Here is a 22,425-nt window from a genome sequence, read left to right as displayed (position 1 = left end):
TGAAAGTGGAGAGGTGCCCCTGGACTTCACCGCGATCGACTTCGAGACGGCGAACTCCAGCCCCGCCTCGGCCTGCTCCGTCGGACTCGTCCGCGTTCGCGATGGCCGCGTCGTCGCCACCGCGGGCTGGCTGATCCAACCGCCCGCAGGCCACGACGAGTTCCAGGAGTGGAACGTCAAGATCCACGGCATCCGTCCGCACGACGTGCGGGATGCCGCCACCTGGTCCGAGCAGTTCGACCGCCTGTGCGCGTTCGCCGGCGCCGACGTGCTGGTCGCGCACAACGCCGGATTCGATCTGAACGTGCTGCGTCGCGCCTCGGAGGCGACGGGCGAGATCTGCCCGCCGTACCGCTCGCTGTGCAGCCTGCAGGTGGCGCGGAAGACGTACGAGCTCGACTCCTACCGTCTGCCCAAGGCCGCTGCCGCCGCAGGTTTCTCGGAGTTCTCGCACCACGATGCGCTGGCCGATGCCCGCGCCTGCGCCGAGATCGTGATCGACTCCGCTCGACGCGCCGAGGTGTCGGACGTGTTCGGTCTCGCCAGGGCTCTGGGCCTCCGCGTCACCGAACCCGTCACCGCGGCGGAGGAACGCGCCGTCGCCTGACATCCCGCCGATGTCGGTGGTCGAGGGCATCATCGGATCCATGGATCCTCTGACGATCGTCCTCCTCCTCATCGCCCTCGCGGCCGGTGCCGCCCTGGGCTGGTACCTGCGCTCGGGCCGAGGAGCGGCGGAACTGGCCAGAGCGCAGGCCGATCTCGCCGCCGCGCGCGACGACCGCGACCGCCAGTACGACCTGTATCGGGATGCCGTCGAGCACGCCCGTGAAGAGCAGCGGGCCGAGGCGATCCGCGTGCAGCAGCAGAACGCCGTCCTGACGGCGCTCGCACCCGTGCGCGAGAGCCTCCAGCAGATGCAGCACAAGATCGCGACGATCGAGCAGGAGCGCCATGCGCAGTTCGGGTCGCTCGCCGAGCAGCTGCGTCGCGCGCACGAGTCCGATGAGGCGCTGCGCGCGACGACCGAGTCGCTCGCCGGAGCACTGAAGTCGACGGTGACCAGGGGCGTGTGGGGTGAGACGCAGCTGCGGCGCGTCGTCGAGGCCGCCGGCCTCACCCGGCACGTCGACTTCGATCTGCAGTCGACCGTCTCCTCGGATCGCGGCGTCGGCCGGCCCGACATGGTGATCAGGCTCGCCGGTGGCGCGTCGATCCCCGTCGACGCGAAGGTCCCCCTCGACGCCTATCTCGAGGCATCGGCACTGCCGGCGGGCGACGCGCACGAGGCGGAGCGGCGCATGCTCATGCAGAAGCACGTGAAAGCGGTGCGCGCACACATCGATGCGCTCACCAAGAAGGCCTACTGGTCTGGCCTCGAGTCGAGCCCCGAATTCGTGATCTGCTTCCTGCCGAGCGAATCGCTGCTCGCCGCGGCGATCGACGAGGATCCGACACTGCTCGACTACGCTTTCAGCCGCCGGGTGGCGCTGGCCTCACCCGTCAATCTCTGGGCGGTGCTCAAGACGGTCGCCTACACCTGGACCCAGCAGGAGGTGTCGACCGAGGCTCGCACTCTGCTCGCCCTCGGCACGCAGCTGTACGACCGCCTCGGCGTGCTGGCCGGCCATGCCGACGACCTCCGCCGCGCCCTGGAGCGCACGGTCGACAGCTACAACCGCTTCGCCGGTTCGCTGGAGAACCGCGTGCTCGTGACGGCCCGGCAGTTCCCCGGCATCGACTCCTCGACGCTCGACGCGTCGCCGCAGGTGATCGGAGGCAGCGCGCGCCGATTCACAGCGGCCGAGCTCGTCAGCGACGTGGATGCCGCCGAGCCCGTGCGGGCCGAGCTGGGCGATGTGCGTCAGCGGCTCGAGGGCGACTGAGGCCGTCGAAACGACCAGAGTCCGACCGGAGTCCGCTCCGATCAGAGACCGACCGGAGTCCACTCCGACCGGAGTCCGCTCCGATCAGAGACCTGATCAGACGACGCCGGAGACTCAGTCAGGCGACGCCGGAAAGCTGCTCAGGCGACGCCGGGGACGCCCGAGAGCAGGAGGATCACCAGTCCGCTGGTGGCGAGGAAGGCGCCGATCATCCACCAAGCGCTGACCTCGTGTCCCTCGTCGCGACGCACGCGGAAGAGCACATCGGCACGCCGTGCCGGGTCGACTGCATGGACCGTGGCGGCGGAGGCGGCTGCAGCCTTGGCTGCCGCGTCGATCTCGTCGACGTTCACCCGGAGGATGCGCCCGGTGTTCGTCGTGACGAACTTGGTCGGTGCGGCCTTCGAATCGCTCGTGTGCTGCGTTGCCATCTGCTTCGCCCTCCTGTGTCTGCGGTGCCTGCGGCTCCGTCGACGGTGAGAAACCCAGAGACAATTGTCACACGACGCGCACGGAAACCACGGCTCAGCGCTCCGGGCAGGGGTTCCGTCTCGATAACGATGCCGCGCGCACCGCAGCTCTCACGATGCCGCGCGTCGCCGTCAGCGCAGGATCAGAGCCACTTCGAGACGAGGTGCTCCGAGGCGATCCGCCGCAGGGTGCCCGATGCGCCGCGCAGCACGACGCTCTCGGTGTAGATGTAGCCGCCCTCGCGACGCACACCCGCGACGAGCTGACCGTCGGTCACACCCGTCGCCACGAAGATCGTGTTGTCGCCCCGGACGAGATCGTCGGCCTCATAGACCTTGTCCATGTCGAGACCGGCGTCGATGCCGCGCTGACGCTCGTCGTCATCACGAGGCCACAGGCGGCCCTGGATGTGACCGCCGAGCGCCTTGATCGCGCACGCGGTCACGATGCCCTCGGGGCTGCCGCCGACGCCGACGCACATGTCGGTGCGCGCGCCGTGGCGTGCGGCGTTGATGCCGCCCGCGACATCGCCGTCGCTCATCAGACGGGTGCCGGCTCCGGCATCCCTGATCTCCTGGATGAGCTGCTCGTGGCGCGGACGGTTCAGGACGGAGACGACGATCTCGTCGACCGGCTTGCCCAGCGCGGCCGAGAGGCGACGGATGTTCTCGCCGATCGGGAGGCGGATGTCGACGACGCCGACGCCCGCGGGACCGGTGACGAGCTTGTCCATGTAGAAGACGCTGGACGCGTCGAGCATCGTTCCACGGTCGGACACGGCGATCACCGACAGCGCGTTCTGGCGGCCGGCTGCTGTCAGGGAGGTGCCGTCGATCGGGTCGACCGCGATGTCGCAGAGCGGCCCGGTGCCCGTGCCGACGACCTCGCCGTTGAAGAGCATCGGGGCGTTGTCCTTCTCGCCCTCGCCGATGACGACCTGCCCCTGGAAGGCGACGGTGCCGAGGAAGGCGCGCATGGCGTCGACAGCCGCACCGTCGGCGGCCTCCTTCGCGCCACGGCCGATGAACGGCACCGCACGGATCGCGGCCGCCTCGGTCGCGCGCACCAGCTCCATTGCGAGGTTGCGGTCGGGACGAAGAGGGCTCAGATCACCAGTCAGACTCACCATGCGGCAAGAGTAGCCAGAATCGCGGTGGCAGTCGCCTCCTTTCGGGCAAAATCGCATGAAGGAATCGTGATTCTTAACCGTGCGGCAGAGAGTCCCCCTCCGGAGCGTCATCCCGACGGCATCCCCTCCCCTTCCCGGCTAGAGTGACTGCTGTCCCGGCTCACCTATCGCAGGAGTTCTCATGCCCGTCGCCACCCCGGACCAGTACGCAGAAATGCTCGACCGCGCGAAGGCCGGCGGCTTCGCGTACCCCGCATTCAACGTCTCGAGCTCGCAGACGATCAACTCCGTCCTCCAGGGCCTGACCGAGGCCGGTTCCGACGGCATCATCCAGGTCACCACGGGCGGCGCCGACTACTTCGCCGGCCACACGGTCAAGGCACGTGCCACCGGTGCTCTCGCCTTCGCCCGGTACGCGACCGAGGTCGCCAAGAACTACCCCGTCACCGTCGCGCTGCACACCGACCACTGCCCGAAGGACGCCCTCGCCGGCTTCGTCGAGCCGCTGATCACCGCTTCCGAAGAAGAGGTGAAGGCCGGCCGCAACCCGATCTTCCAGTCGCACATGTGGGACGGCTCGGCCGTTCCCCTCGCGGAGAACATCGAGATCGCCAAGGACCTCCTCCCCCGCATGAAGGCGATCAACGCCATCCTCGAGGTCGAGATCGGCGTCGTCGGCGGCGAGGAGGACGGCGTGCAGCACGAGGGCTCGAACGAGGCTCTCTACACGACCTTCGCCGACGTCGACCAGGCCGTCCAGGCACTGGGCCTCGGCGAGCAGGGCCGCTACATCGCCGCCCTCACCTTCGGCAACGTGCACGGCGTGTACAAGCCGGGCGGCGTGAAGCTGCGCCCGGAGCTCCTCGGCGAGATCCAGGCCGAGGTCGCTGCGAAGTACAACACGGCTGCCAAGCCCCTCGACCTCGTCTTCCACGGCGGCTCCGGCTCGACCGACGAGGAGATCGCCCTCGCGGTCGCCAACGGCGTCATCAAGATGAACATCGACACCGACACGCAGTACGCGTACACGCGTGCGATCGCCGACTACATGTTCAAGAACTACGACGGCGTCCTGAAGGTCGACGGCGAGGTCGGGAACAAGAAGCTGTACGACCCGCGCGCCTGGGGCAAGATCGCGGAGACCGCGATGGCCGCCCGCGTCGTCGAGTCGACCCGCCAGCTCGGCTCCTACGGACAGTCGAAGAGCTGACAGACGAGCATCGTCACGGAATGCCCCGGCCGGGAACGGCCGGGGCATTCTCCGTCTGAGCGGGGCTCTTCCCGGACAGCCGCGAACCCCGCCGTCGGCGGCGCCGCGCACGGACTGCGGGTCACGGACCCCGGTAGATGTCCAGGATGCTCGGGGCGTGATCGGGGCGGTGGACCACGACGATCTCGTCGCCGGCCTCGATCCTGCCGTTCTTCACCACGCGGAGGTAGGGACCGAGACGACGCGCATCCGAGAAGCGCTTCACCCAGCCGCGTTCCGCATCGCCGCCGACGCGACGGGCGAACGTCTGGCACGGCGTGCGCGGCATGGTGACCTCGACGATCACGGTCGAGCCGATCCGCCACTGCTCGCCCACCAGGGCCGCGTTCACGTCGATGCCCTCGACCCGCAGGTTCTCCCCGAACCACCCAGGAGGAGTGTCGCGTCCGAGCTCGGCCGCCCAGTAGGCGGCATCCTCCTCGGAGTACGCGTACAGCGCCTTGTCCGGTCCGCCGTGATGTCTGCGATCGGCCTGCACGTCGGCGTAGACGCCGTAGGAGCCGACCTTCACCGGCCCCTCGACCGCCCTCTTGTCGATCGCGGTGATCCCGACGGTGCCGGCATCCGGCAGCAGCTGATGGACCGCGCAGACGGCGACGAGACGGCTCATCGCGTCGTCATGCTCTCGAGGTACGCGATGAACGCCGGGTCTCCCATCAGAGGGATCGCCGCGAAGACGGAGGTCACCAGCAGCGTCACCGCGGCGCCGACGAGCGGCACCCACCAGGTGAGCTTGCCCTGGCGCAGCCTCCGCAGCGAGATCACGGCGGTGAGGCACCATCCGATGACGAGCACGATCGCGGCGACCGTGCCCCAGATCCTGCCCTGGTCGTAGTTCGTGAACTCCCCGTCGATCCCCATCACCTTCATGACCTCGGTCATGACCCTGCCGAAGTCGAGGTACGACAGGCCAGCGGTGATGACGTTGACGAGGCCATAGGCGAGCAGCACGACGGTCGCGAATCGGTCGACGGGGCGACGGGGCGCTGCTGCGGGCGCGACCTCGGAGGCGACAGGAGCGACGGGCTCGACGGACTCGACCTCGCTCAGCGGCGGGAGGCCGGCGGCTCTGCGCTGTTCTTCCGGAGTCGCGAGTTCGCCGTACTGTGGCCGCTGATCGATCATCACGCCATGCTAACCGCCCTGGCCTGGAGCGGCATCCAGGCGGAGACGAGCGCTGCTCCCCTGGCGCCGAGCCGCGAGAAGAAGCCCCGAACATGATGGCGGCCCCGGCGGAGTGGGGACTCCTCGGGGCCGCGGACTCAGAGCACTGGGGACGCTCGTCATCCAAGTGGGCTGCAGAACGCTGGGGACGTTCCACCTCCTGTAGCGTCGTTGCACTGACGACTACAACTCTGATCATAGGAAAGCGCATGCCATTGCGCTAGATGCAGTTCTTCAAATAGTGAACCGACGGTCAGATACTGAACTCCGCGCCCGGGCCGCCACCGTCCAGAGCATCCGCTCCGAGCTGGAGCGAGAGCCGTCTCGCGGCGCGCCGCAGCGCGGTCACCAGCGTCATGTCGACGACCGCGAGCTCCGCAGGCAGCGAGATCGCCAGGGATGCCGTGACGTTCGGCGCGATGACCGGGACGGCGACGCAGGTGGCGCCGATCGCATACTCCTCGCGGTCGACCGCGAACCCGGGTGAGTGCTCCAGCTGGGCGAGGAGCGTCGCGCGGTCGCTGATGGTGCGCGGCGTGAGCTCCTCCAGTCGGTGCCTGGCGAGGTAGTCTGCACGCTGCTCCTCCGACAGATCGGCCAGGATCTGCTTGCCCAGCGCCGTCGCGTGCGCGCTCGACTGCAGCCCGACCCACAGCTCGACCCGGGGGTTCTGCACTGCATCGACGATGTCGACGAGGTGCATCTCCCCGTCGGCGTAGCGGGAGAGGTACGCCGTCGCACCGACCTCCTCGGTCACATCTCGCAGCGCCGCGCGGACCCTGGCGAGGAACACGCCCCTGGCGTCGAGCTCCGTCTGGAAGGCGGGGAACCGACTCCCCAGCACGAGCCCGTCGGGCTCGCTGGACAGATAGCCCTCGTGCACAAGGGTTCGGACCAGGTTGTACGTGGTACCCGGCGTGAGGCCGGTGATGGCGGCGAGCATCTTCGCCGGGAGAGGACGGGGCGAGTTCGCGACGATGTCGACGAGGCGAAGGGCGCGCTGCACCGAGCCGATGAGGGTGGGTTCCGCTTCCGCGGCGCTCACTCCTATGCGCCCCCGGAGGCCCGCCCGCCGAGGGCGCGCGCGTCGCGCTGCCCCGTGGCGTCCTGCCTCAGCTCCTTGGGAAGCGAGAACATGAGGTCCTCCTCAGCCGTGCGCACCTCTTCGACGTCGTGGTAGCCGGCGCCGTCGAGAGCATCCAGCACCTCGCGCACGAGCACCTCGGGAACGGATGCTCCGCTGGTCACACCGACCGTGGCGACGCCGTCGAGCCACTCCTGCTTGACCTCCTCCGCGTAGTCCACGCGGTAGGCGGCCTTGGCGCCGTACTCGAGCGCGACCTCGACGAGACGCACCGAGTTCGACGAGTTCGAGGAGCCGACGACGATCACGAGGTCGGCGTTCGCCGCGACCTTCTTGATCGCGACCTGACGGTTCTGGGTGGCGTAGCAGATGTCGTCGGACGGCGGGTTGTGCAGCTCGGGGAAGCGCAGACGGAGGCGGTTGACCGTCTCCATCGTCTCGTCGACGGAGAGCGTGGTCTGCGACAGCCAGACGACCTTCGACGGATCCTTGACCTGGACGGTGTCGGCTTCCTCCGGGGAGTTCACGACCGTGACGTGCTCGGGGGCTTCACCCGCCGTGCCCTCGACCTCTTCGTGTCCCTCGTGCCCGATGAGCAGGATCTCGAAGTCGTCCCGTGCGAAGCGCACGGCCTCGCGGTGCACCTTGGTCACCAGGGGGCAGGTCGCGTCGATCGCGTGGAGTCCTCGATCCGACGCCGCGTTCACCACCGCCGGCGAGACGCCGTGGGCGCTGAAGACGACGTGGGCGCCCTCAGGCACCTCGTCGACCTCTTCGACGAAGATCGCCCCCTTGGCCTCCAGCTCGGTGACGACGTGGATGTTGTGGACGATCTGCTTGCGCACGTAGACCGGCGCCCCGTAGCGCTCCAGCGCCTTCTCCACCGCCACCACCGCACGGTCGACGCCGGCGCAGTAGCCGCGGGGCGCGGCGAGCAGAACCCGCTTCTGTCCCTGGACCGGGTTATCCTGAAGCCGCCCGGCCGCCGCACGCACTCGTGGGATACGCGGGGCAGGCAGATGCACGGCAGTCGAAGTCACTCTGGAATTCTACCGCCGCAAAGCTGGACAGAGCCGGGTAGGACGGGAGCACATGACGGTCTTCGAAGCCGAGACGGCGCCGGGCGAGGCGCCGCCCGCCGATGCTGTCGCGCCGCGCGATTCGACGGCGGACGCTCCGACCTCGGTCGCACGGCTGAATGCGACCATCCGCGACTTCATCGCCAGGTGGAACACGGTCTGGGTCGAAGGCGAGATCACCTCCTGGAACGTGCGTGCAGGCAACGTGTTCGCCCGCCTCAAGGACACGCGCTCGGATGCCCAGATCTCGATCAGGATCTGGTCGAGCGTGCGCGCGCGCATCCCGAACGACCTCGGCGTCGGCGATCACGTCATCGCCGCAGTGAAGTCCGACTACTTCGTCAAGAGCGGCGACTTCAGCTTCGCCGTCTCGGCCATGAAGCACGTCGGCCTCGGCGATCAGCTCGAGCGCCTGGAGAAGCTGCGCGCGCAGCTGCGTCAGGAGGGCCTGTTCGATCCCGCCCGGAAGAAGCGGCTCCCCTTCCTCCCGCACGTGATCGGACTCATCACCGGCGAGCGCTCGGATGCCGAGAAGGATGTGCATCGCAACGCCGAGCTGCGGTGGCCGCAAGTGCGGTTCCGGACCGAGTACGCCGCCGTGCAGGGTGACCGCTGCGTACCCGACACTCTCGCCGCACTCGCCCGGCTGGATGCCGACCCCGAGGTCGACGTCATCATCATCGCCCGAGGGGGCGGCGATCCGCAGACCCTGCTCGGCTTCAGCGACGAACGCCTCGTGCGCGCCGTGGCCGCTGCGTCCACCCCGATCGTGAGCGCGATCGGTCACGAGAACGATCACCCCCTGCTCGACGACGTCGCCGACCTGCGGGCGTCCACTCCGACGGACGCGGCGAAGCGCGTGGTCCCCGATGTGGGAGAGCAGCGCGCGCTCATCGGGCAGCTGCGTTCGCGCGCGACGACCCGGCTCACGCAGCGCGTCGGCCATGACATCGCGCAGCTGCAGCAGCTGCGCTCGCGCCCGGCGCTGCGCTCCCCCGATCCGATCATCGACAACCGCGCTCAGGAGCTGTGGCTGCTGCAGTCCAGGGGACGCGACACGATCTCCCGCCAGCTCGACGCCGCAGGACGGAAGACCAGCGAGCTGCGTGCCTCCCTGCGCGCACTCTCGCCCGCGGCGACGTTGGCCCGCGGCTACGCGATCGCCCACCTCGACGGCGGTGTGATCCTGCGCGACGCCGCCGACGCCCCCGCGGGCACTCCGCTGACGATCACCGTCGACCGGGGATCGGTCGCCGCGGTGTCCGACGGCGAGATCTCCGAAGCGCCCTGACGACGACCGGGGCCCGAGGGGAGTGTCCCCGGGCACCGCGTAGGATGGTGGGGTGAGCGCGCAGAACGACACCCCGGTTGAGACGCTGTCGTTCGAGGCCGCACGCGACGAGCTCGTGAGGGTCGTCTCCGAACTCGAGCAGGGCGCGCCGACCCTCGAGCAGTCGCTGGCCCTGTGGGAGCGCGGCGAAGCTCTCGCCGCCCGCTGCGAGGAGTGGCTGCTGGGCGCGAAGCGCCGCCTGGACGCCGCCCGTGCCACGGCATCCGAAGAGGACGAATCGTGAACAAGCCCGCCCCCATCGTCGCCGAGCTCGGACGCCCGGAGACTCCCGAAGAGACCGCGGCACGCAAGGCCGAGTCCAGCACGGCCTACCGCTCCAGCCAGAACGTGCGCAGCCTGGTCGCCGCCCTCATCGTGACGCTGGCGGTCGTCGCCATCATCGTCTTCGCGGTACCGCGGGGCGAGCCGGCATCCGCCCCCAAGGTCGACATCGCCGGTATCGCCGCCGATGTGGAATCCACCATGAAGCGCCCCGTCATCCTCCCCGATACCGGCACCTTCTGGCGCGTCAACGCGGCGGAGCTGACCAGCGGATCCACGGTCGTGTGGGACGTCACTCTCGCTCCGAAGGGCGACGAGGAGCGCGGATACATCAAGATCGCGCAGGCCTTCGACGCCGAATCCAGCTGGGCCCCGCAGCGTCTGAACGGCACGGCTCCCACAGACACCACCACGATCGGCGGTGTCGAGTGGGATGTCTACCGGGTCGGCGACGCCGGCGCGAAGCAGAACATCACCTACGCGATCGGCACCCAGGCCGGATCCGACTACGTGCTCCTGTACGGGTCGCGCTCGGCCGATTCGACGGCCGAGCTCGCCGAATCCCTCATCCCGCAGATCCACGCCCTCTCGGAGGCCTCATGACCACGGCTCTCACCCCCGCCGCCGCCTGGAAGCAGATGCAGGAGGGCAACCAGCGCTTCGTCGCCGACGAGCCCCGCCATCCCAACCAGGACGTCGCTCGGAGGAAGGACCTGGCCGCGGCGCAGAACCCGGTGGCGACCCTCTTCGGATGCTCGGACTCGCGCCTCGCGGCCGAGATCATCTTCGACCTCGGCCTCGGCGACCTGTTCGTCGTGCGCAATGCGGGCCAGGTCATCGGCGAGTCGATCGTCGCGAGCCTGGAGTATGCGGTGGCCGTGCTGAACGTGCCCCTGATCGTCGTCCTCGCGCACGACTCCTGCGGTGCGGTGCGGGCGGCGATCGACGGCACCGCCATCGACGCCACTCCCCTGCCTCCGCACATCTGGAAGCTCATCGCCCCGATCGTCCCCGCGGCCCGCAAGGTGCTCGTCGAGAACGGCGGCACCACGGTCGCCGACATCGACTCGGAGCTGGTCGGCCGGGAGCACCTGCGCAACACCGTCAGCGACCTGCTGCAGTCGTCGGAGCTCATCTCCAACGCCGTCGCAGAGGGTCGCCTGGGCATCGTCGGCGCCAACTACCGACTGGCCGAGGGCACCGCTGTCCCGGTCATCACCGTCGGCATCGACGCCACAGACCCCCGATAGAAGCACCAGACACACATCCAGGGGAACGACCCCGAAACCAAGGAGGGTTCGGAATGACCGACACCGAGTACCGCATCGAGCACGACACCATGGGCGAGGTGCGGGTGCCCGTGAACGCGCTCTACGGTGCGCAGACCCAGCGAGCCGTGGAGAACTTCCCGATCTCGGGCAAGGGCCTGGAGTCGACGCAGATCGCCGCCCTCGCGCGCATCAAGAAGGCCGCAGCGCTCGCCAACAAGGAGCTCGGCACGCTCGACGGCGCCATCGCCGACGCGATCGCCCAGGCCGCGGACCAGGTCGCCGCCGGCATCCACGACGGCGAGTTCCCGGTCGACACCTACCAGACCGGCTCCGGCACGTCGTCGAACATGAACATGAACGAGGTGCTCGCGACCCTCGCGACGCGCATCCTCGGCGCGACCGTGCACCCCAACGACCACGTGAACGCGTCGCAGTCCTCGAACGACGTGTTCCCGACGTCCGTGCACATCGCCGTCACCCAGGCGCTCATCGACACGCTCATCCCCGCACTCGACCACCTCGCCGTGGCTCTCGAGGCCAAGGCCGAGCTGTGGAAGGACGCCGTCAAGTCCGGCCGCACGCACCTCATGGACGCCACGCCCGTGACGCTCGGCCAGGAGTTCGGCGGCTACGCGCGTCAGATCCGCCTCGGCATCGAGCGCGTGCAGTCTGCTCTCCCCCGCGTCGCGGAGGTCCCGCTCGGCGGCACCGCTGTCGGCACCGGCATCAACACGCCGCTCGGCTTCCCGCAGAAGGTGATCGCGCTGCTCGCGACCGAGACCGAGCTGCCCATCACCGAGGCGAAGGACCACTTCGAGGCGCAGGCCAACCGCGACGGCCTCGTCGAGGCATCCGGCGCCCTGCGCACCATCGCGGTCTCGCTGACCAAGATCAACAACGACCTGCGCTGGATGGGCTCCGGCCCCAACACCGGTCTGGGCGAGCTGCACATCCCCGACCTGCAGCCCGGCTCCTCGATCATGCCCGGCAAGGTCAACCCGGTCGTCCCGGAGGCCGTGCTCATGGTGTGCGCCAGGGTCATCGGCAACGACGCGACCGTGGCCTGGGCCGGCGCCTCCGGCTCGTTCGAGCTGAACGTCGCGATCCCGGTCATGGGCACGGCGCTGCTCGAGTCGATCCGCCTCCTCTCGAACGCCTCGCGCGTGCTCGCCGACAAGACCGTCGACGGCCTGCAGGCGAACCTGGAGCGCGCAGCGGCGTTCGCCGGCATGAGCCCGTCGATCGTGACGCCGCTCAACAAGCTCATCGGCTACGAGGCCGCGGCGAAGATCGCGAAGCACTCGGTCGCCAAGGGCATCACGGTGCGCGACGCGGTGATCGACCTCGGCTACGTCGAGCGCGGAGAGCTCACCCTCGAGCAGCTCGACGAGAAGCTCGATCTGCTGAGCATGACGCACGCCGGCTGAGCCGGTCGTCGAAAAGACGGATGCCGCGGGGACCTAGTCCCCGCGGCATCCGTCTTTCTGCGTCTGTCAGCTGAGCTCGCTGCCTTCCAGCAGCTCGGTCACGAGTGCGGCGATCGCCGAGCGCTCGGAGCGCGTCAGGGTGACGTGGGCGAACAGGTCGTGCCCCTTGAGCGTCTCGATGACGCTGGCGATGCCGTCGTGACGGCCCACGCGCAGGTTGTCTCGCTGTCCGACGTCGTGGGTCAGGATGACCCGCGAGTTCTGACCCATGCGGCTCAGGACGGTCAGCAGCACATTGCGCTCCAGGGACTGCGCCTCGTCGACGATCACGAACGCGTCGTGCAGCGAGCGCCCGCGGATGTGCGTCAGCGGGAGCACCTCGAGGATGCCGCGCTCGACGACCTCCTCCATGACGTTGCCCGAGACGACCGAGCCGAGGGTGTCGAACACCGCCTGGCCCCACGGTCCCATCTTCTCGTCGCGGTCGCCGGGGAGGTACCCCAGGTCCTGCCCGCCGACGGCGAACAGCGGCCGGAAGACGATGATCTTCTTCTGCTGCTGGCGCTCCAGCACGGCCTCCAGCCCGGCGCAGAGCGCCAGTGCCGACTTGCCGGTGCCCGCACGTCCGCCGAGGGAGACGATGCCGATGTCGGGGTCGAGCAGGAGGTCGATCGCGATGCGCTGCTCGGCGGAGCGGCCGTGCATGCCGAAGATGTCCCGATCGCCGCGGACGAGCCGGTACTCGCCGTCGCGGGTGACCCGTCCGAGCGCGGATCCCCGCTCCGAGTGGATGATGAGGCCGGTGTTGACCGGCAGCCCCCTGGCGTCCTCGCTGAGGCCGACCTCGCTCTCGTAGAGGTCGCTGATCTCGTCTCCGGAGAGGTCGAGGGTCGTGATTCCCGTCCATCCGGAATCGACGGCCTGCTCGGCGAGGTACTCCTCGGCGCGCAGGCCGAGCGATGCCGCCTTCACGCGCATCGGGAGGTCCTTCGACACGATGGTGACGTCCTGCCCGTCTGCGGCGAGGTGCATGGCCACGGAGAGGATGCGGGTGTCGTTGTCGCTCAGCCGGATCCCGGCGGGGAGCACCGATGAGTCGGTGTTGGCGAGCTCGACGCGGAGCGTGCCGCCGTCGCCCACCTCGACCGGGAAGTCGAGTCGTCCGTGCTCGACCCGCAGATCATCGAGGTGGCGCAGCGCCTGACGGGCGAAGTAGCCGATCTCGGGGTCGTGGCGCTTGCCTTCCAGTTCGCTGATCACGACCACCGGGAGAACGACGGAGTGTTCGGCGAAGCGGAAGAACGCCTGCGGATCGCTCAGCAGCACGGACGTGTCGAGCACGTAGGTGCGGAGGTCCTGATCAGGACCCTGCGGCGACGCCCCTCGCGTCGTCTTGCGGGTGGACTGCTGCTGCGCGGTGCCTGTGGGCTGCTGCGCTGTACGTGAGGTCACGACCACTCCCGACCCGGGGATTCCCGGCTTTGCGAACGAGTCGACCAGGGGGTCACGAGTCGAGAACCTGAGGCCGACCCGACCGGGCGCCTTGCCCGATGCCTAGAAGGTACGACCAGGCGCGGACATTTCCGCGCGACGACACGCCATCGATTCGTTACGCGCTGATGAACGTCTCGTTGCCGAACGATGCCAGGGTGTCGTCGAGGAGCTGCAGGGTCGCGTCGTCCGTCCCGGCGTGCGGGGCCAGACGCACCGATGCGCCGCGGGCGGTGACGACGAGCCCGGCGTTCGCGAACGCCGCCGCGAGTCGCGCGGGTTCCTCGGGCGCCAGCGTCACGATCCCCGCGCGGGCCGAGCGCTCACGGGGAGAGCTCACCGCGATGCCGTGCCGGTCGACGATCTCCAGGACCGCATCGACCCGCTCCGCGAGGCGCTCCTCGATCGACGCGACGCCGGCGTCGCGCACATCGCGGACGCCGATCGCCAGCCGCCCGGCCGCCAGCGTGTCCGGGCGGCTGACCGTGTACGCCTGCCCCGACGCCGCCGGCCCCGGCAGCTCGTCGATGACGAGTCCGGATGCCGTGGTGCCGGTGATCCCGCTGAGGACGGGGACGATGCGCTCTCGCGCCCGCGCGGAGAACCACGCGAAGCCGGTGCCGCGTCCCGCCCTGAGCCACTTGTATCCGTGGCCGACGACGACGTCGGCCGCGGCGTAGTCGGCCTCCACGAGACCGAAGGACTGCACGGCGTCGAGGATCAGCAGACGGTCGGCGCCGATCAGTTCGCGCAGCGCGGCGATGTCGACCCGATAGCCCGTGCGGAAGTCGACGTGGCTCACCGCGACCGCCGACACCTCGTCGTCGAGCACTCCGGCGACGGCATCCGGGGTCACGCGCCCGTCCTCCGGGGAGATCCATCGCGGCACGAGGGCGCCGTGAGAAGCCTGAGCCGCACGCTCCAGCGTGAGGCTGACGCTCGGGAACTCCCCCGTGGCCGCGACGACAGCGCCCGAGAGCCCGTACAGCGCCTGCATGAGGCCGTGCGTCGACGAGCCCTGCAGGGTCACGTCGGCGGCGTCTGCACCGAGGAGCTCGGCGACGAGCTCCTGCGCCTGCCCGAGGCGCTCCTCCACGAGCGCGAGAGACGACGGACGTCCGCTGCCGAGCAGATCGGCGTCGGCGAAGACCTCCTCGCGAACGGAGGGCGACAGCGGTCCGAAGGCGGCCCAGTTCAGATAGCCGGGTTCGGCGTCGAAGGTCGCGAGGTAGTCGTCGAAAGTGCTCACCGCGTCATTCTGGCACGCCGGCTCAGCGGCCGAAGCGGCGGTCGCGATCGGCGTAGTCGCGGATCGCGCGGAGGAAGTCGACCTGGCGCAGGTCAGGGCCGAGAGCCTCCACGAAGTAGAACTCGCTGTGCGCGCTCTGCCAGAGCAGGAAGTCGCTCAGCCGCTGCTCACCGCTCGTGCGGATCACGAGGTCGGGGTCGGGCTGGCCGCCCGTGTACAGGTGCTCGCCGATCATCTCGGGGGTGAGATGGGCCGCGAGGTCCTCCATCGTCCCGCCGGAGGCCTCGTGCTTCACCAGGATGCTGCGCACGGCGTCGACGATCTCGTTGCGTCCGCCGTAGCCGACCGCGAGGTTCACATGGAGTCCGGTGTGATCGCGCGTGCGCTCCTCGGCATCCGCCAGCACCCGCGCGAGCTCCTTCGGGAGGATGTCGGAGCGCCCGACGTGCTTGACCCGCCAATTGCCCTCGCGGGAGAGGGCCTCGGCGAGCTCCGCGATGATCTCGATCAGGTCGGCGAGCTCCGCGGAGTCGCGCTTGCGGAGGTTGTCGCTCGAGAGGAGGTACAGCGAGACCACCCGGATGCCGAGCTCATCGCACCAGCCGAGGAACTCCCGCATCTTGGCGGCGCCGGCGCGGTGGCCCTCCGCCGGCGTCGTGTAGCCCAGCTGTCTCGCCCACCGACGGTTGCCGTCGATCATCATGGCGACGTGGTGCGGCATGGACGCGCGGTTCAGGTGGCGGCGCAGTCGGCTGGTGTAGAGCCGGTACAGCGGACCTCGCCCCTGACTCTCCCGTGACATCACTCCCCTACGCTACCGCGCCGGAGGGCCCTGAGCCGGAGCGGAAGCTGTGGATATGTACGCCTCACGGCATGCGGCCCGGCCTAGAGTGAGCACGTGAGCACACCCGAGCCCTCGCTTCCCGACGTCCCGCAGCTGCCGCTCCTCGACGCGGCGGCGAAGGACGCCGCGGTCGAGATCAAGCCGACCTGGCGCGGCTGGATCCACGCCGGCATCTTCCCGATCGCGATCGTCGCGGGCATCGTCCTCATCGCGCTCACGGTCGGAACTCCCGGCAAGTGGGCATCCGCGGTGTTCATGGCGACCTCGCTGCTGCTGTTCGGCAACTCGGCGCTGTACCACCGCTTCAACTGGCGCCCCGCCGTCAAGGTCATCCTCAAGCGCATCGATCACGTGAACATCGTGCTGCTGATCTCCGGAACCTACACTCCGCTCGCCGTGCTCGCACTCCCCCCGGAGAAGGGCACGCTGCTGCTCGTGTTCGTGTGGAGCGGCGCACTGCTCGTCATCCTGTTCCGGGTGTTCTGGCTCAATGCCCCCCGCTGGCTCTATGTGGCTCTCTACCTGGCGCTGGGCTGGGCCGCGGTGATGTACATGGGCGATCTGTTCCGCGCGAATGTCGCGATGGTGGTGCTGGTGATCGTCGGTGGACTGCTCTACACGGTCGGCGCGGTCATCTACGCGATGAAGAAGCCCAACCCGTGGCCGGGGCGCTTCGGCTTCCACGAGATCTTCCACGTGTGCACGGTGCTCGCGTTCCTGTGTCACTGGGCGGCGTGCCTGCTCATCGCGCTTGCTCCGCTGAGCCCCTCGCTGGGTATCCCGGGCTGATCGCCCGGAGGGGCCGCCCTCAGTGCCTCAGCGCCTCAGCGCCTCAGCGGATCGTCATCGCCCTCGTCGACGATCGGGAGGTCGGCGTCGGTCTCGGTGGCTCTGTCGGCCGCGAGCGCGGCCTCTTCGGCATCCAGCTCCTCCCTGACCTCCTCGCGGTACCGCACGCGCCGGATGCGGCGGTTCATGTCGAGGATGAGCAGGATCACCGCGATGAGGATGATCACGACCGCGGCGAAGCCGACGAAGCCGGGGGTGACCAACTCCGGCTTCACCGTCATCGTGGGCGTCGGCATCGGGGTGTCGGTCAGAGCGAGCATGTGTCGGCCTTTCATGCGCAGGTCGCATAACCTGGAACCACCAGCCTAACGACCGGAAGACCCCACCCGTGACGACCGCACAAGAGCTCGACGAACGCTATGGCCGCACCCGCAGGAAGCGGATGCCGTGGATCATCGCGATCGTCGTCGCCGTCGTCGCGATCGGCGCGTTCGGATGGATGACCGCTGTGCGCGAGATGCAGTCGGTGGATGCCGACGATCTCGGCTTCGACCTCGTCGACCAGCACAGCGTGAATGTGCGGTTCCAGCTCACCGGAGTGCAGGGGAAGGCCGTCACGTGCATCGTCGAGGCGCTCGACGAGGAGTTCGGCGTCGTGGGCTGGAAGGTCGTCGAGATCCCCGCAGGGGACGACCATTCCCAGGCGCTGTCCGCCACGGTGCCGACCGTGTCGAAGGCCACCACAGGTTTGGTGAACACCTGCTGGGTCGCCTAGACTCGACGCAGACAGACGACGCCCTGGCACCGTGCCGGGGCGTCTTGGCATATCCCCCGCAGGTGCGGCCGGGATACCGAACGAAGGAGCTTCGTCATGTCTACCGATGCTCAGGTTCCCTTCCTCACGCAGGAAGCATACGACCGGCTCGTCGCTGAGCTGGAGCACCTGTCCACCACCGGCCGCGACGAGATCGCCAAGCGCATCGAGGCCGCACGCGAAGAGGGCGACCTCAAGGAGAACGGCGGATACCACGCCGCCAAGGACGAGCAGGGCAAGCAGGAGGCGCGCATCCGCACGCTGGAGAGCCTCCTCAAGACCGCGAAGGTCGGCGAGGCTCCCGCGAGCCGCGGCATCGTCGAGCCGGGCACCGTCGTCACCGCGATCGTCGCCGGCGGCGAGGAGGTCTTCCTCCTCGGCAGCCGCGAGATCGCGGTGGGCAGCGACCTCGACGTGTACAGCGAGGCGAGCCCCCTCGGACAGGCGATCCTCGGCCTCAAGGTCGGCGAGAAGTCGTCGTACGAGGCTCCGAACGGCCGCTCGATCTCGGTCGAGATCGTGGACGTCGAGACCTACACGGGCTGATCGCGTCCCGCATCACACGAAGAAGCCCCGTCCTCACGGACGGGGCTTCTTCGTGTGATGCGCTCAGTCGGGGACGACGATGGGCTCGAAGCCCGCACGGCGCAGCGTGTCGAGCGTGTGCTCAGAGTGCTCCGCGCCACGCGTCTCGACGCTGAGCTCGAGGAACACCTCGCTGATCTGCAGGCCGTGCCCATGCCGGGTGTGCATCGCCTCGATGACGTTGGCTCCGGCCTCGGCGATGAGCTCCGACACGCGGGCGAGCTGACCGGGCCGGTCGGGCAGAGGAATGCGGATGGTGAGGTACCGACCGGATGCCGCGAGCCCGTGCGACACGACGCGCTGCAGCAGCAGCGGATCGATGTTGCCCCCGGAGATCACCGCCATGGTCGTGCCGGTCGCCGTGACCTTGCCGGCGAGGATCGCCGCCACTCCTGCGGCTCCGGCGGGCTCCGCGACGACCTTCGCCTGCTCGAGCAGCACGAGGATCGCACGCGCCAGGTCGTCATCCGTGACGGTCACCACCTCGTCGACGAGGTCTTTGATGATGTCGAACGGGATCGCCCCTGGGCGCGCCACGAGGATGCCGTCGGCGATCGTGGGCCGTGTCTCGATGTCGACGGGGTGTCCGGCCACGAGCGACGGCGGGATCGCGGCCGCGTTCTCGGCCTGGACGCCGATGATGCGCACCGTGCGTCCGAGCTCGGCGGCACGGGCCTTGACCGCGGCGGCGACGCCGGCGATCAGGCCGCCCCCGCCGATGCCGAGGAGGATGGTGTCGACCTCGGGAGCGTCTTCGAGGAGCTCGAGTCCGAGCGTGCCCTGGCCGATCACGATGTCACGGTGGTCGAAGGGGTGGATCAGCACGGCGCCGGTGCGTTCGGCGAACTCCGCCGCAAGACGGAGCGAGGTCGCGACCGTCTCCCCCTCCAGCACGACGTCGGCGCCGTAGCCCCTGGTCGCGAGCAGCTTGGGGACGGGAACGCCCAGGGGCATGAAGATCGTGGCGGGGATGCCGAGCGACTGCGCGGCCAGAGCGACACCCTGGGCGTGATTGCCGGCGGATGCCGCCACGACGCCGCGTGCGCGCTCCTCAGGACTCAGCCGCGACAGCCGGTAGGCGGCCCCGCGGATCTTGAAGGATCCGGTGCGCTGCAGGTTCTCCATCTTCAGCAGCACGGGCGCGCCCAGAATGTCCGACAGCGCACGGGACGGCAGCGTCGGCGTGTGCGAAATCACCTCAGCCAGGCTCTGAGCCGCGTGCTCGAACTCGGTCAGGCTGGGGACTGCGCTCATCGATTGCTCCTTCTCCGCTGCCGCGGGACTGTACTCCAGATAAGGTCCGCATCGGGCTGGGCGCCGGTGCGCCAGGACCCGGTGCTGACGGTGACGGCCGCGACGTTGACGAACGCCGCGAGGGGAACCGCGAACAGCGCCCCGGGGATGCCGCCGATCATCGACCCGCCGGCGACGACGAGCACGACCGCGAGCGGGTGCACCTTCACCGCGGAGCCCATCATGATCGGCTGCAGGATGTGGCCCTCGACCTGCTGGACGAGGAGCACGACGCCGAGCATCGCCAGGGCGATCCACGGTCCGTTGTAGACGAGGGCGAGCAGGACGGCGATCGCACCCGTGACGACCGCTCCGACGATCGGCACGAACGAGCCGAGGAACACCAGCACGGCGACGGGGATCGCGAGCGGGACGCCGAGCAGCAGCGCTCCGAGCCCGATGCCCACGGCGTCGATGGCGGCGACGAAGAGCTGCGTGCGGGCGTAGTTGACGATCGTCGCCCACCCGTTGCGGGCGGCGCCGTCCGCGGCGGGGCGAGCGGCTCGCGGGAAGAGCCGCAGCGTCCACTTCCAGATGCCCCCGCCGTCGGCGAGCAGGCAGATCAGGATGAACAACGCCAGCACGGCGCCGGTGACGACGTGCGCGGCGGTCGTGCCGACCGTGAGTGCGCCGTTGAGCAGCAGATCGGCCTGGTCGTTGAAGAAGCCCCGGGCCTGATCGAGATAGCCGTCGATCTGCTTCTGGGTGAGGTTCAGCGGATCGCCCATCAGGAACTTCTGGAGATCGTCGACCGCCTGGGCGCTGCGATCCTGCACGTCCTGAAGCTGGGTGCGGATCTGCCAGACCACCAGCGTGATGAGGGCCGCGACGATGCCGAGAGTGCCCACGAGCGAGGTGGCCACCGCCGCCCAGCGGGGGAATCCCTTACGCAGCATCCATTCGAAAGCCGGCCAGAGCAGGGCGGTGACGAGGATGCCGACCATGAGCGGGATCACCAGGAGCTTCAGCTGGATGACGATCCAGATGAACCCGGCGACCACGGCCGCGATCAGCAGAATGCGCCAGGCGAAGCCCGCCGTGATGCGCAACCCGATCGGAACGGCCTCGTCGGCCTCTGTGATGACGGTGCGGTCGGTCGAGACCGGGCGCGGGCGGAAGAGATCCCTCAGCCTCGGACGCTGCTCTTCACTCATCGCCCAAGTCTACGGGGATCAGGCGTCGGCGAACGCCGGAGCGGCCGGTGTCGGCAGCCGGCGTTACGCTGGCGACGTGACAGACACCCTCAGCGCCGCCCAGGCCAGACGGATCGCTCTCGCCGCGCAGGGCTTCACGCGCTCGCGCCCCGCATCCGTCTCCGCCCGCCACCTGCATACCGTCATGGGGCGGCTCGGCGTGCTGCAGATCGACTCGGTCAACGTGTTCGCACGGTCGCACTACATGCCGCTGTTCTCTCGACTCGGGGCGTACGATCCGGCGCTGCTCGATCGGGTCTTCCTTTCTCGCACGACCCACTACGTCGAGTACCTCGCTCACGAGGCGACCTTCATGCCGATCGAGGACTGGCCGCTGTGGCGCTTCCGCCGCGAGTACTTCCGGAAGCGGCTCTCGAACCCCGATTCCTGGGCCGCCGGCAATGCCCGCACGCTCGCGTGGGTGCAGGACGAGCTGCGGGCACGCGGTCCGCTGCGGCCGGCCGACATCAGGGCCGACGCTCCGCGCGAACGCGGCACCTGGTGGGACTGGGACGAGGTGAAGCTCGCCCTCGAGCACCTCTGGCGCACCGGCGACGTCGCCATCAGCGGTCGCAAGGGCTTCGAGCGCACCTACGCGCTGGCCGAGCAGGTCGTGCCAGCGGGCATCCTGTCGCAGGAGATCGCGGTGCCCGACGCGATCCGCGAGCTCACGCGTCGCGCCGCCCGCTCCTCCGGAATCGCGACGGCGTCCGACCTCGCCGACTACTACCGCATCCGTGATCGGTCCGCGATCAGCACCGCGATCGCCGACCTGACGGATGCCGGTGAGCTGGTGCCCGTGCACGTGAAGGGGTGGGAGCGGCAGGGGCGCCCGCTCCCCGCGTGGCGCCATGCCGACGCCGTCCTGCCGCGGAAGGTGGATGCCGCGGCGCTGCTGACGCCGTTCGACCCGGTCGTATGGTTCCGGGACAGGGCTCTGCGGGCGTTCGACCTCGACTACCGGATCGAGATCTACGTACCGGCCGAGAAACGACGCTTCGGGTACTACTCCCTGCCCGTGCTCGTCGGAGACAGGATCGTCGCTCGCGTCGATCTCAAGGCCGATCGCGCCGCCTCGACGCTGCAGGTGCAGTCGGCCTGGTGGGAGCCGCAGGCCCGGCCAGCGGAAGACGCGGAGCGCATCGCGGCCGAGCTCGCCCTCGCGGCCTCATGGCAGGGCTTGGAGCACGTGTCGGTGTCGGGCTGGGGAACGGCCGCCGACGCCCTGCACAGGGAGCTCGATGCGAGAGGTGACGCCTCGGTGACGCGCCACGTGCACGCCAGGGAGAGCGCTGCGTGAGCAGACGGGCGGGGTGGATCATCGGCGCCGTCGTCGCGGTCCTGGTGACCGCGGCCGCCGCGGCGTGGATCTGGCTGGCGGCGAGCGCTCCGCCCGCGGCTCGACCCACCCCGAGCCCCGTGGCGACCACGGCCGCCCCTGCCGCCGAGCGGGCCCAGGCCGCGCTCGACGACCTGCTCACGGCGTGCGCCGACAGCACGGCGAGCGAACCACCGGAGCACTGCGGCATCCGCATCCCCTGGGGCACCGAGTTCTCCACGGTGAGCAGCATCCGCTATCGCGTCGAGAAGCTGCCGTCGCTGGTGCTGGACGGAGACTCCTTCACGGCGAGCGGCGGAGCGCTCGTCGCGACGGTCAGCGGAACCGGGCAGGACGGTGCCGCGCGCACCGAGACCTATCGCACAGACGACTGGGCGGTGCGCGGCGACGCGAAGGTCACCGACAGCGCGGTCGACCTCTCCGTGTGGTGAGACG

General features: G+C 69.4%; 25 protein-coding genes. 13 read left to right on the top strand and 12 right to left on the bottom strand.

Features of this window, described 5'->3' with window-relative positions; all coding sequences use genetic code 11:
- The first annotated feature begins 13 nt into the window (after window positions 1–13).
- Together ACFY5A_RS11310 and ACFY5A_RS11305 are read left to right on the top strand one after the other, a co-directional pair.
- The gene (locus tag ACFY5A_RS11310) at window positions 14–607 is read left to right on the top strand and encodes a 3'-5' exonuclease (RefSeq protein WP_387234035.1); all 594 of its coding nucleotides are present in this window, start codon (window positions 14–16) and stop codon (window positions 605–607) included.
- 40 nt (window positions 608–647) lie between these two features.
- Window positions 648–1,886, top strand: a complete 1,239-nt coding sequence (locus tag ACFY5A_RS11305) for a DNA recombination protein RmuC (RefSeq protein WP_387234032.1) — start codon at window positions 648–650, stop codon at window positions 1,884–1,886.
- 140 nt (window positions 1,887–2,026) lie between these two features.
- On the opposite strand, the gene ACFY5A_RS11300 is transcribed toward ACFY5A_RS11305, so the two are convergent.
- Together ACFY5A_RS11300 and glpX are read right to left on the bottom strand one after the other, a co-directional pair.
- On the bottom strand, window positions 2,027–2,317 hold the full coding sequence (locus ACFY5A_RS11300) for a hypothetical protein (protein WP_105672574.1): 291 nt from the start codon (window positions 2,315–2,317) through the stop codon (window positions 2,027–2,029).
- 182 nt (window positions 2,318–2,499) lie between these two features.
- Complete coding sequence (glpX, locus tag ACFY5A_RS11295) at window positions 2,500–3,486, bottom strand: class II fructose-bisphosphatase (RefSeq protein ID WP_105672575.1); 987 nt, start codon at window positions 3,484–3,486, stop codon at window positions 2,500–2,502.
- Window positions 3,487–3,667: 181 nt separating this feature from the next.
- On the opposite strand from glpX, the gene fbaA reads away from it, so the two are divergent.
- Window positions 3,668–4,696, top strand: a complete 1,029-nt coding sequence (gene fbaA, locus ACFY5A_RS11290; RefSeq protein ID WP_341939785.1) for a class II fructose-bisphosphate aldolase — start codon at window positions 3,668–3,670, stop codon at window positions 4,694–4,696.
- Window positions 4,697–4,817: 121 nt separating this feature from the next.
- On the opposite strand, the gene ACFY5A_RS11285 is transcribed toward fbaA, so the two are convergent.
- The 4 genes from ACFY5A_RS11285 to ACFY5A_RS11270 all read right to left on the bottom strand — a co-directional run bounded on the left by ACFY5A_RS11285 (window position 4,818) and on the right by ACFY5A_RS11270 (window position 8,008).
- A complete protein-coding gene (locus ACFY5A_RS11285) occupies window positions 4,818–5,366 on the bottom strand; it encodes an MOSC domain-containing protein (protein ID WP_105672577.1) in 549 nt (182 codons plus the stop codon).
- Window positions 5,363–5,881, bottom strand: a complete 519-nt coding sequence (locus tag ACFY5A_RS11280) for a DUF6264 family protein (RefSeq protein ID WP_341939786.1) — start codon at window positions 5,879–5,881, stop codon at window positions 5,363–5,365. The genes ACFY5A_RS11285 and ACFY5A_RS11280 overlap by 4 nt, the downstream gene beginning before the upstream one ends.
- A gap of 292 nt (window positions 5,882–6,173) precedes the next feature.
- Window positions 6,174–6,965 carry an IclR family transcriptional regulator gene (locus tag ACFY5A_RS11275; protein WP_105672579.1) on the bottom strand — a complete coding sequence of 264 codons (792 nt, stop codon included), beginning with the start codon at window positions 6,963–6,965 and terminating at the stop codon, window positions 6,174–6,176.
- A 2-nt stretch (window positions 6,966–6,967) separates the two neighbouring features.
- Complete coding sequence (locus tag ACFY5A_RS11270; RefSeq protein ID WP_308116192.1) at window positions 6,968–8,008, bottom strand: 4-hydroxy-3-methylbut-2-enyl diphosphate reductase; 1,041 nt, start codon at window positions 8,006–8,008, stop codon at window positions 6,968–6,970.
- Window positions 8,009–8,096: 88 nt separating this feature from the next.
- Between ACFY5A_RS11270 and xseA the strand changes: the two genes are divergently transcribed.
- Genes xseA through ACFY5A_RS11245 form a run of 5 tightly spaced genes read left to right on the top strand, consistent with a single transcriptional unit; the run spans window position 8,097 to window position 12,393 of the window.
- A complete protein-coding gene (gene xseA, locus ACFY5A_RS11265) occupies window positions 8,097–9,374 on the top strand; it encodes an exodeoxyribonuclease VII large subunit (protein ID WP_341939787.1) in 1,278 nt (425 codons plus the stop codon).
- Between the two features lie 52 nt (window positions 9,375–9,426).
- Entirely contained in the window at window positions 9,427–9,657 is a 231-nt protein-coding gene (locus ACFY5A_RS11260; RefSeq protein WP_105672581.1) for an exodeoxyribonuclease VII small subunit, read from the top strand.
- Window positions 9,654–10,298: a DUF4245 family protein gene (locus ACFY5A_RS11255; RefSeq protein WP_387234025.1), complete on the top strand. Its 645-nt coding sequence runs from the start codon at window positions 9,654–9,656 to the stop codon at window positions 10,296–10,298. Before ACFY5A_RS11260 ends, ACFY5A_RS11255 begins: the two co-directional genes overlap by 4 nt.
- Window positions 10,295–10,945 (top strand): carbonic anhydrase, encoded by a 651-nt coding sequence (locus ACFY5A_RS11250; protein ID WP_387234022.1) that lies wholly within the window; start codon window positions 10,295–10,297, stop codon window positions 10,943–10,945. The genes ACFY5A_RS11255 and ACFY5A_RS11250 overlap by 4 nt, the downstream gene beginning before the upstream one ends.
- Window positions 10,946–10,998: 53 nt before the next feature.
- On the top strand, window positions 10,999–12,393 hold the full coding sequence (locus ACFY5A_RS11245) for a class II fumarate hydratase (protein WP_387234019.1): 1,395 nt from the start codon (window positions 10,999–11,001) through the stop codon (window positions 12,391–12,393).
- A gap of 66 nt (window positions 12,394–12,459) precedes the next feature.
- Here ACFY5A_RS11245 and ACFY5A_RS11240 read toward each other — a convergent pair whose 3' ends face one another.
- From ACFY5A_RS11240 to ACFY5A_RS11230, 3 genes are all read right to left on the bottom strand, one after another.
- On the bottom strand, window positions 12,460–13,845 hold the full coding sequence (locus tag ACFY5A_RS11240; RefSeq protein WP_374197879.1) for a PhoH family protein: 1,386 nt from the start codon (window positions 13,843–13,845) through the stop codon (window positions 12,460–12,462).
- A 157-nt stretch (window positions 13,846–14,002) separates the two neighbouring features.
- On the bottom strand, window positions 14,003–15,133 hold the full coding sequence (locus ACFY5A_RS11235; protein ID WP_387234016.1) for an aminotransferase class V-fold PLP-dependent enzyme: 1,131 nt from the start codon (window positions 15,131–15,133) through the stop codon (window positions 14,003–14,005).
- A 22-nt stretch (window positions 15,134–15,155) separates the two neighbouring features.
- The gene (locus ACFY5A_RS11230) at window positions 15,156–15,935 is read right to left on the bottom strand and encodes an isoprenyl transferase (protein ID WP_105672586.1); all 780 of its coding nucleotides are present in this window, start codon (window positions 15,933–15,935) and stop codon (window positions 15,156–15,158) included.
- A gap of 96 nt (window positions 15,936–16,031) precedes the next feature.
- On the opposite strand from ACFY5A_RS11230, the gene ACFY5A_RS11225 reads away from it, so the two are divergent.
- Window positions 16,032–16,766 (top strand): hemolysin III family protein, encoded by a 735-nt coding sequence (locus ACFY5A_RS11225; RefSeq protein ID WP_105672587.1) that lies wholly within the window; start codon window positions 16,032–16,034, stop codon window positions 16,764–16,766.
- Window positions 16,767–16,801: 35 nt separating this feature from the next.
- Here the strand turns inward: ACFY5A_RS11225 and ACFY5A_RS11220 are convergent, their stop codons facing one another.
- Window positions 16,802–17,086 carry a hypothetical protein gene (locus ACFY5A_RS11220; protein WP_223586764.1) on the bottom strand — a complete coding sequence of 95 codons (285 nt, stop codon included), beginning with the start codon at window positions 17,084–17,086 and terminating at the stop codon, window positions 16,802–16,804.
- 68 nt (window positions 17,087–17,154) lie between these two features.
- Here ACFY5A_RS11220 and ACFY5A_RS11215 point away from each other — a divergent pair, with 68 nt between their 5' ends.
- On the top strand, window positions 17,155–17,541 hold the full coding sequence (locus tag ACFY5A_RS11215; protein WP_105672588.1) for a DUF4307 domain-containing protein: 387 nt from the start codon (window positions 17,155–17,157) through the stop codon (window positions 17,539–17,541).
- 96 nt (window positions 17,542–17,637) lie between these two features.
- Window positions 17,638–18,126, top strand: coding sequence for a transcription elongation factor GreA (gene greA, locus ACFY5A_RS11210; protein ID WP_105672589.1), 489 nt, complete (start codon window positions 17,638–17,640; stop codon window positions 18,124–18,126).
- Between the two features lie 63 nt (window positions 18,127–18,189).
- On the opposite strand, the gene ilvA is transcribed toward greA, so the two are convergent.
- On the bottom strand, window positions 18,190–19,419 hold the full coding sequence (gene ilvA / locus ACFY5A_RS11205) for a threonine ammonia-lyase (protein WP_105672590.1): 1,230 nt from the start codon (window positions 19,417–19,419) through the stop codon (window positions 18,190–18,192).
- Complete coding sequence (locus ACFY5A_RS11200; RefSeq protein WP_341939793.1) at window positions 19,416–20,612, bottom strand: AI-2E family transporter; 1,197 nt, start codon at window positions 20,610–20,612, stop codon at window positions 19,416–19,418. The genes ilvA and ACFY5A_RS11200 overlap by 4 nt, the downstream gene beginning before the upstream one ends.
- A gap of 76 nt (window positions 20,613–20,688) precedes the next feature.
- On the opposite strand from ACFY5A_RS11200, the gene ACFY5A_RS11195 reads away from it, so the two are divergent.
- Together ACFY5A_RS11195 and ACFY5A_RS11190 are read left to right on the top strand one after the other, a co-directional pair.
- The gene (locus ACFY5A_RS11195; protein WP_341939794.1) at window positions 20,689–21,951 is read left to right on the top strand and encodes a DNA glycosylase AlkZ-like family protein; all 1,263 of its coding nucleotides are present in this window, start codon (window positions 20,689–20,691) and stop codon (window positions 21,949–21,951) included.
- Window positions 21,948–22,421 carry a hypothetical protein gene (locus ACFY5A_RS11190; RefSeq protein WP_341939795.1) on the top strand — a complete coding sequence of 158 codons (474 nt, stop codon included), beginning with the start codon at window positions 21,948–21,950 and terminating at the stop codon, window positions 22,419–22,421. The genes ACFY5A_RS11195 and ACFY5A_RS11190 overlap by 4 nt, the downstream gene beginning before the upstream one ends.
- Window positions 22,422–22,425: the final 4 nt, after the last annotated feature.

Source organism: Microbacterium sp. NPDC012755 (genome assembly GCF_042901325.1).
GTDB lineage: Bacteria > Actinomycetota > Actinomycetes > Actinomycetales > Microbacteriaceae > Microbacterium > Microbacterium natoriense.
Note: the sequence above shows the minus strand (reverse complement) of the source record. Positions and strands in the feature narration are given on the sequence as shown.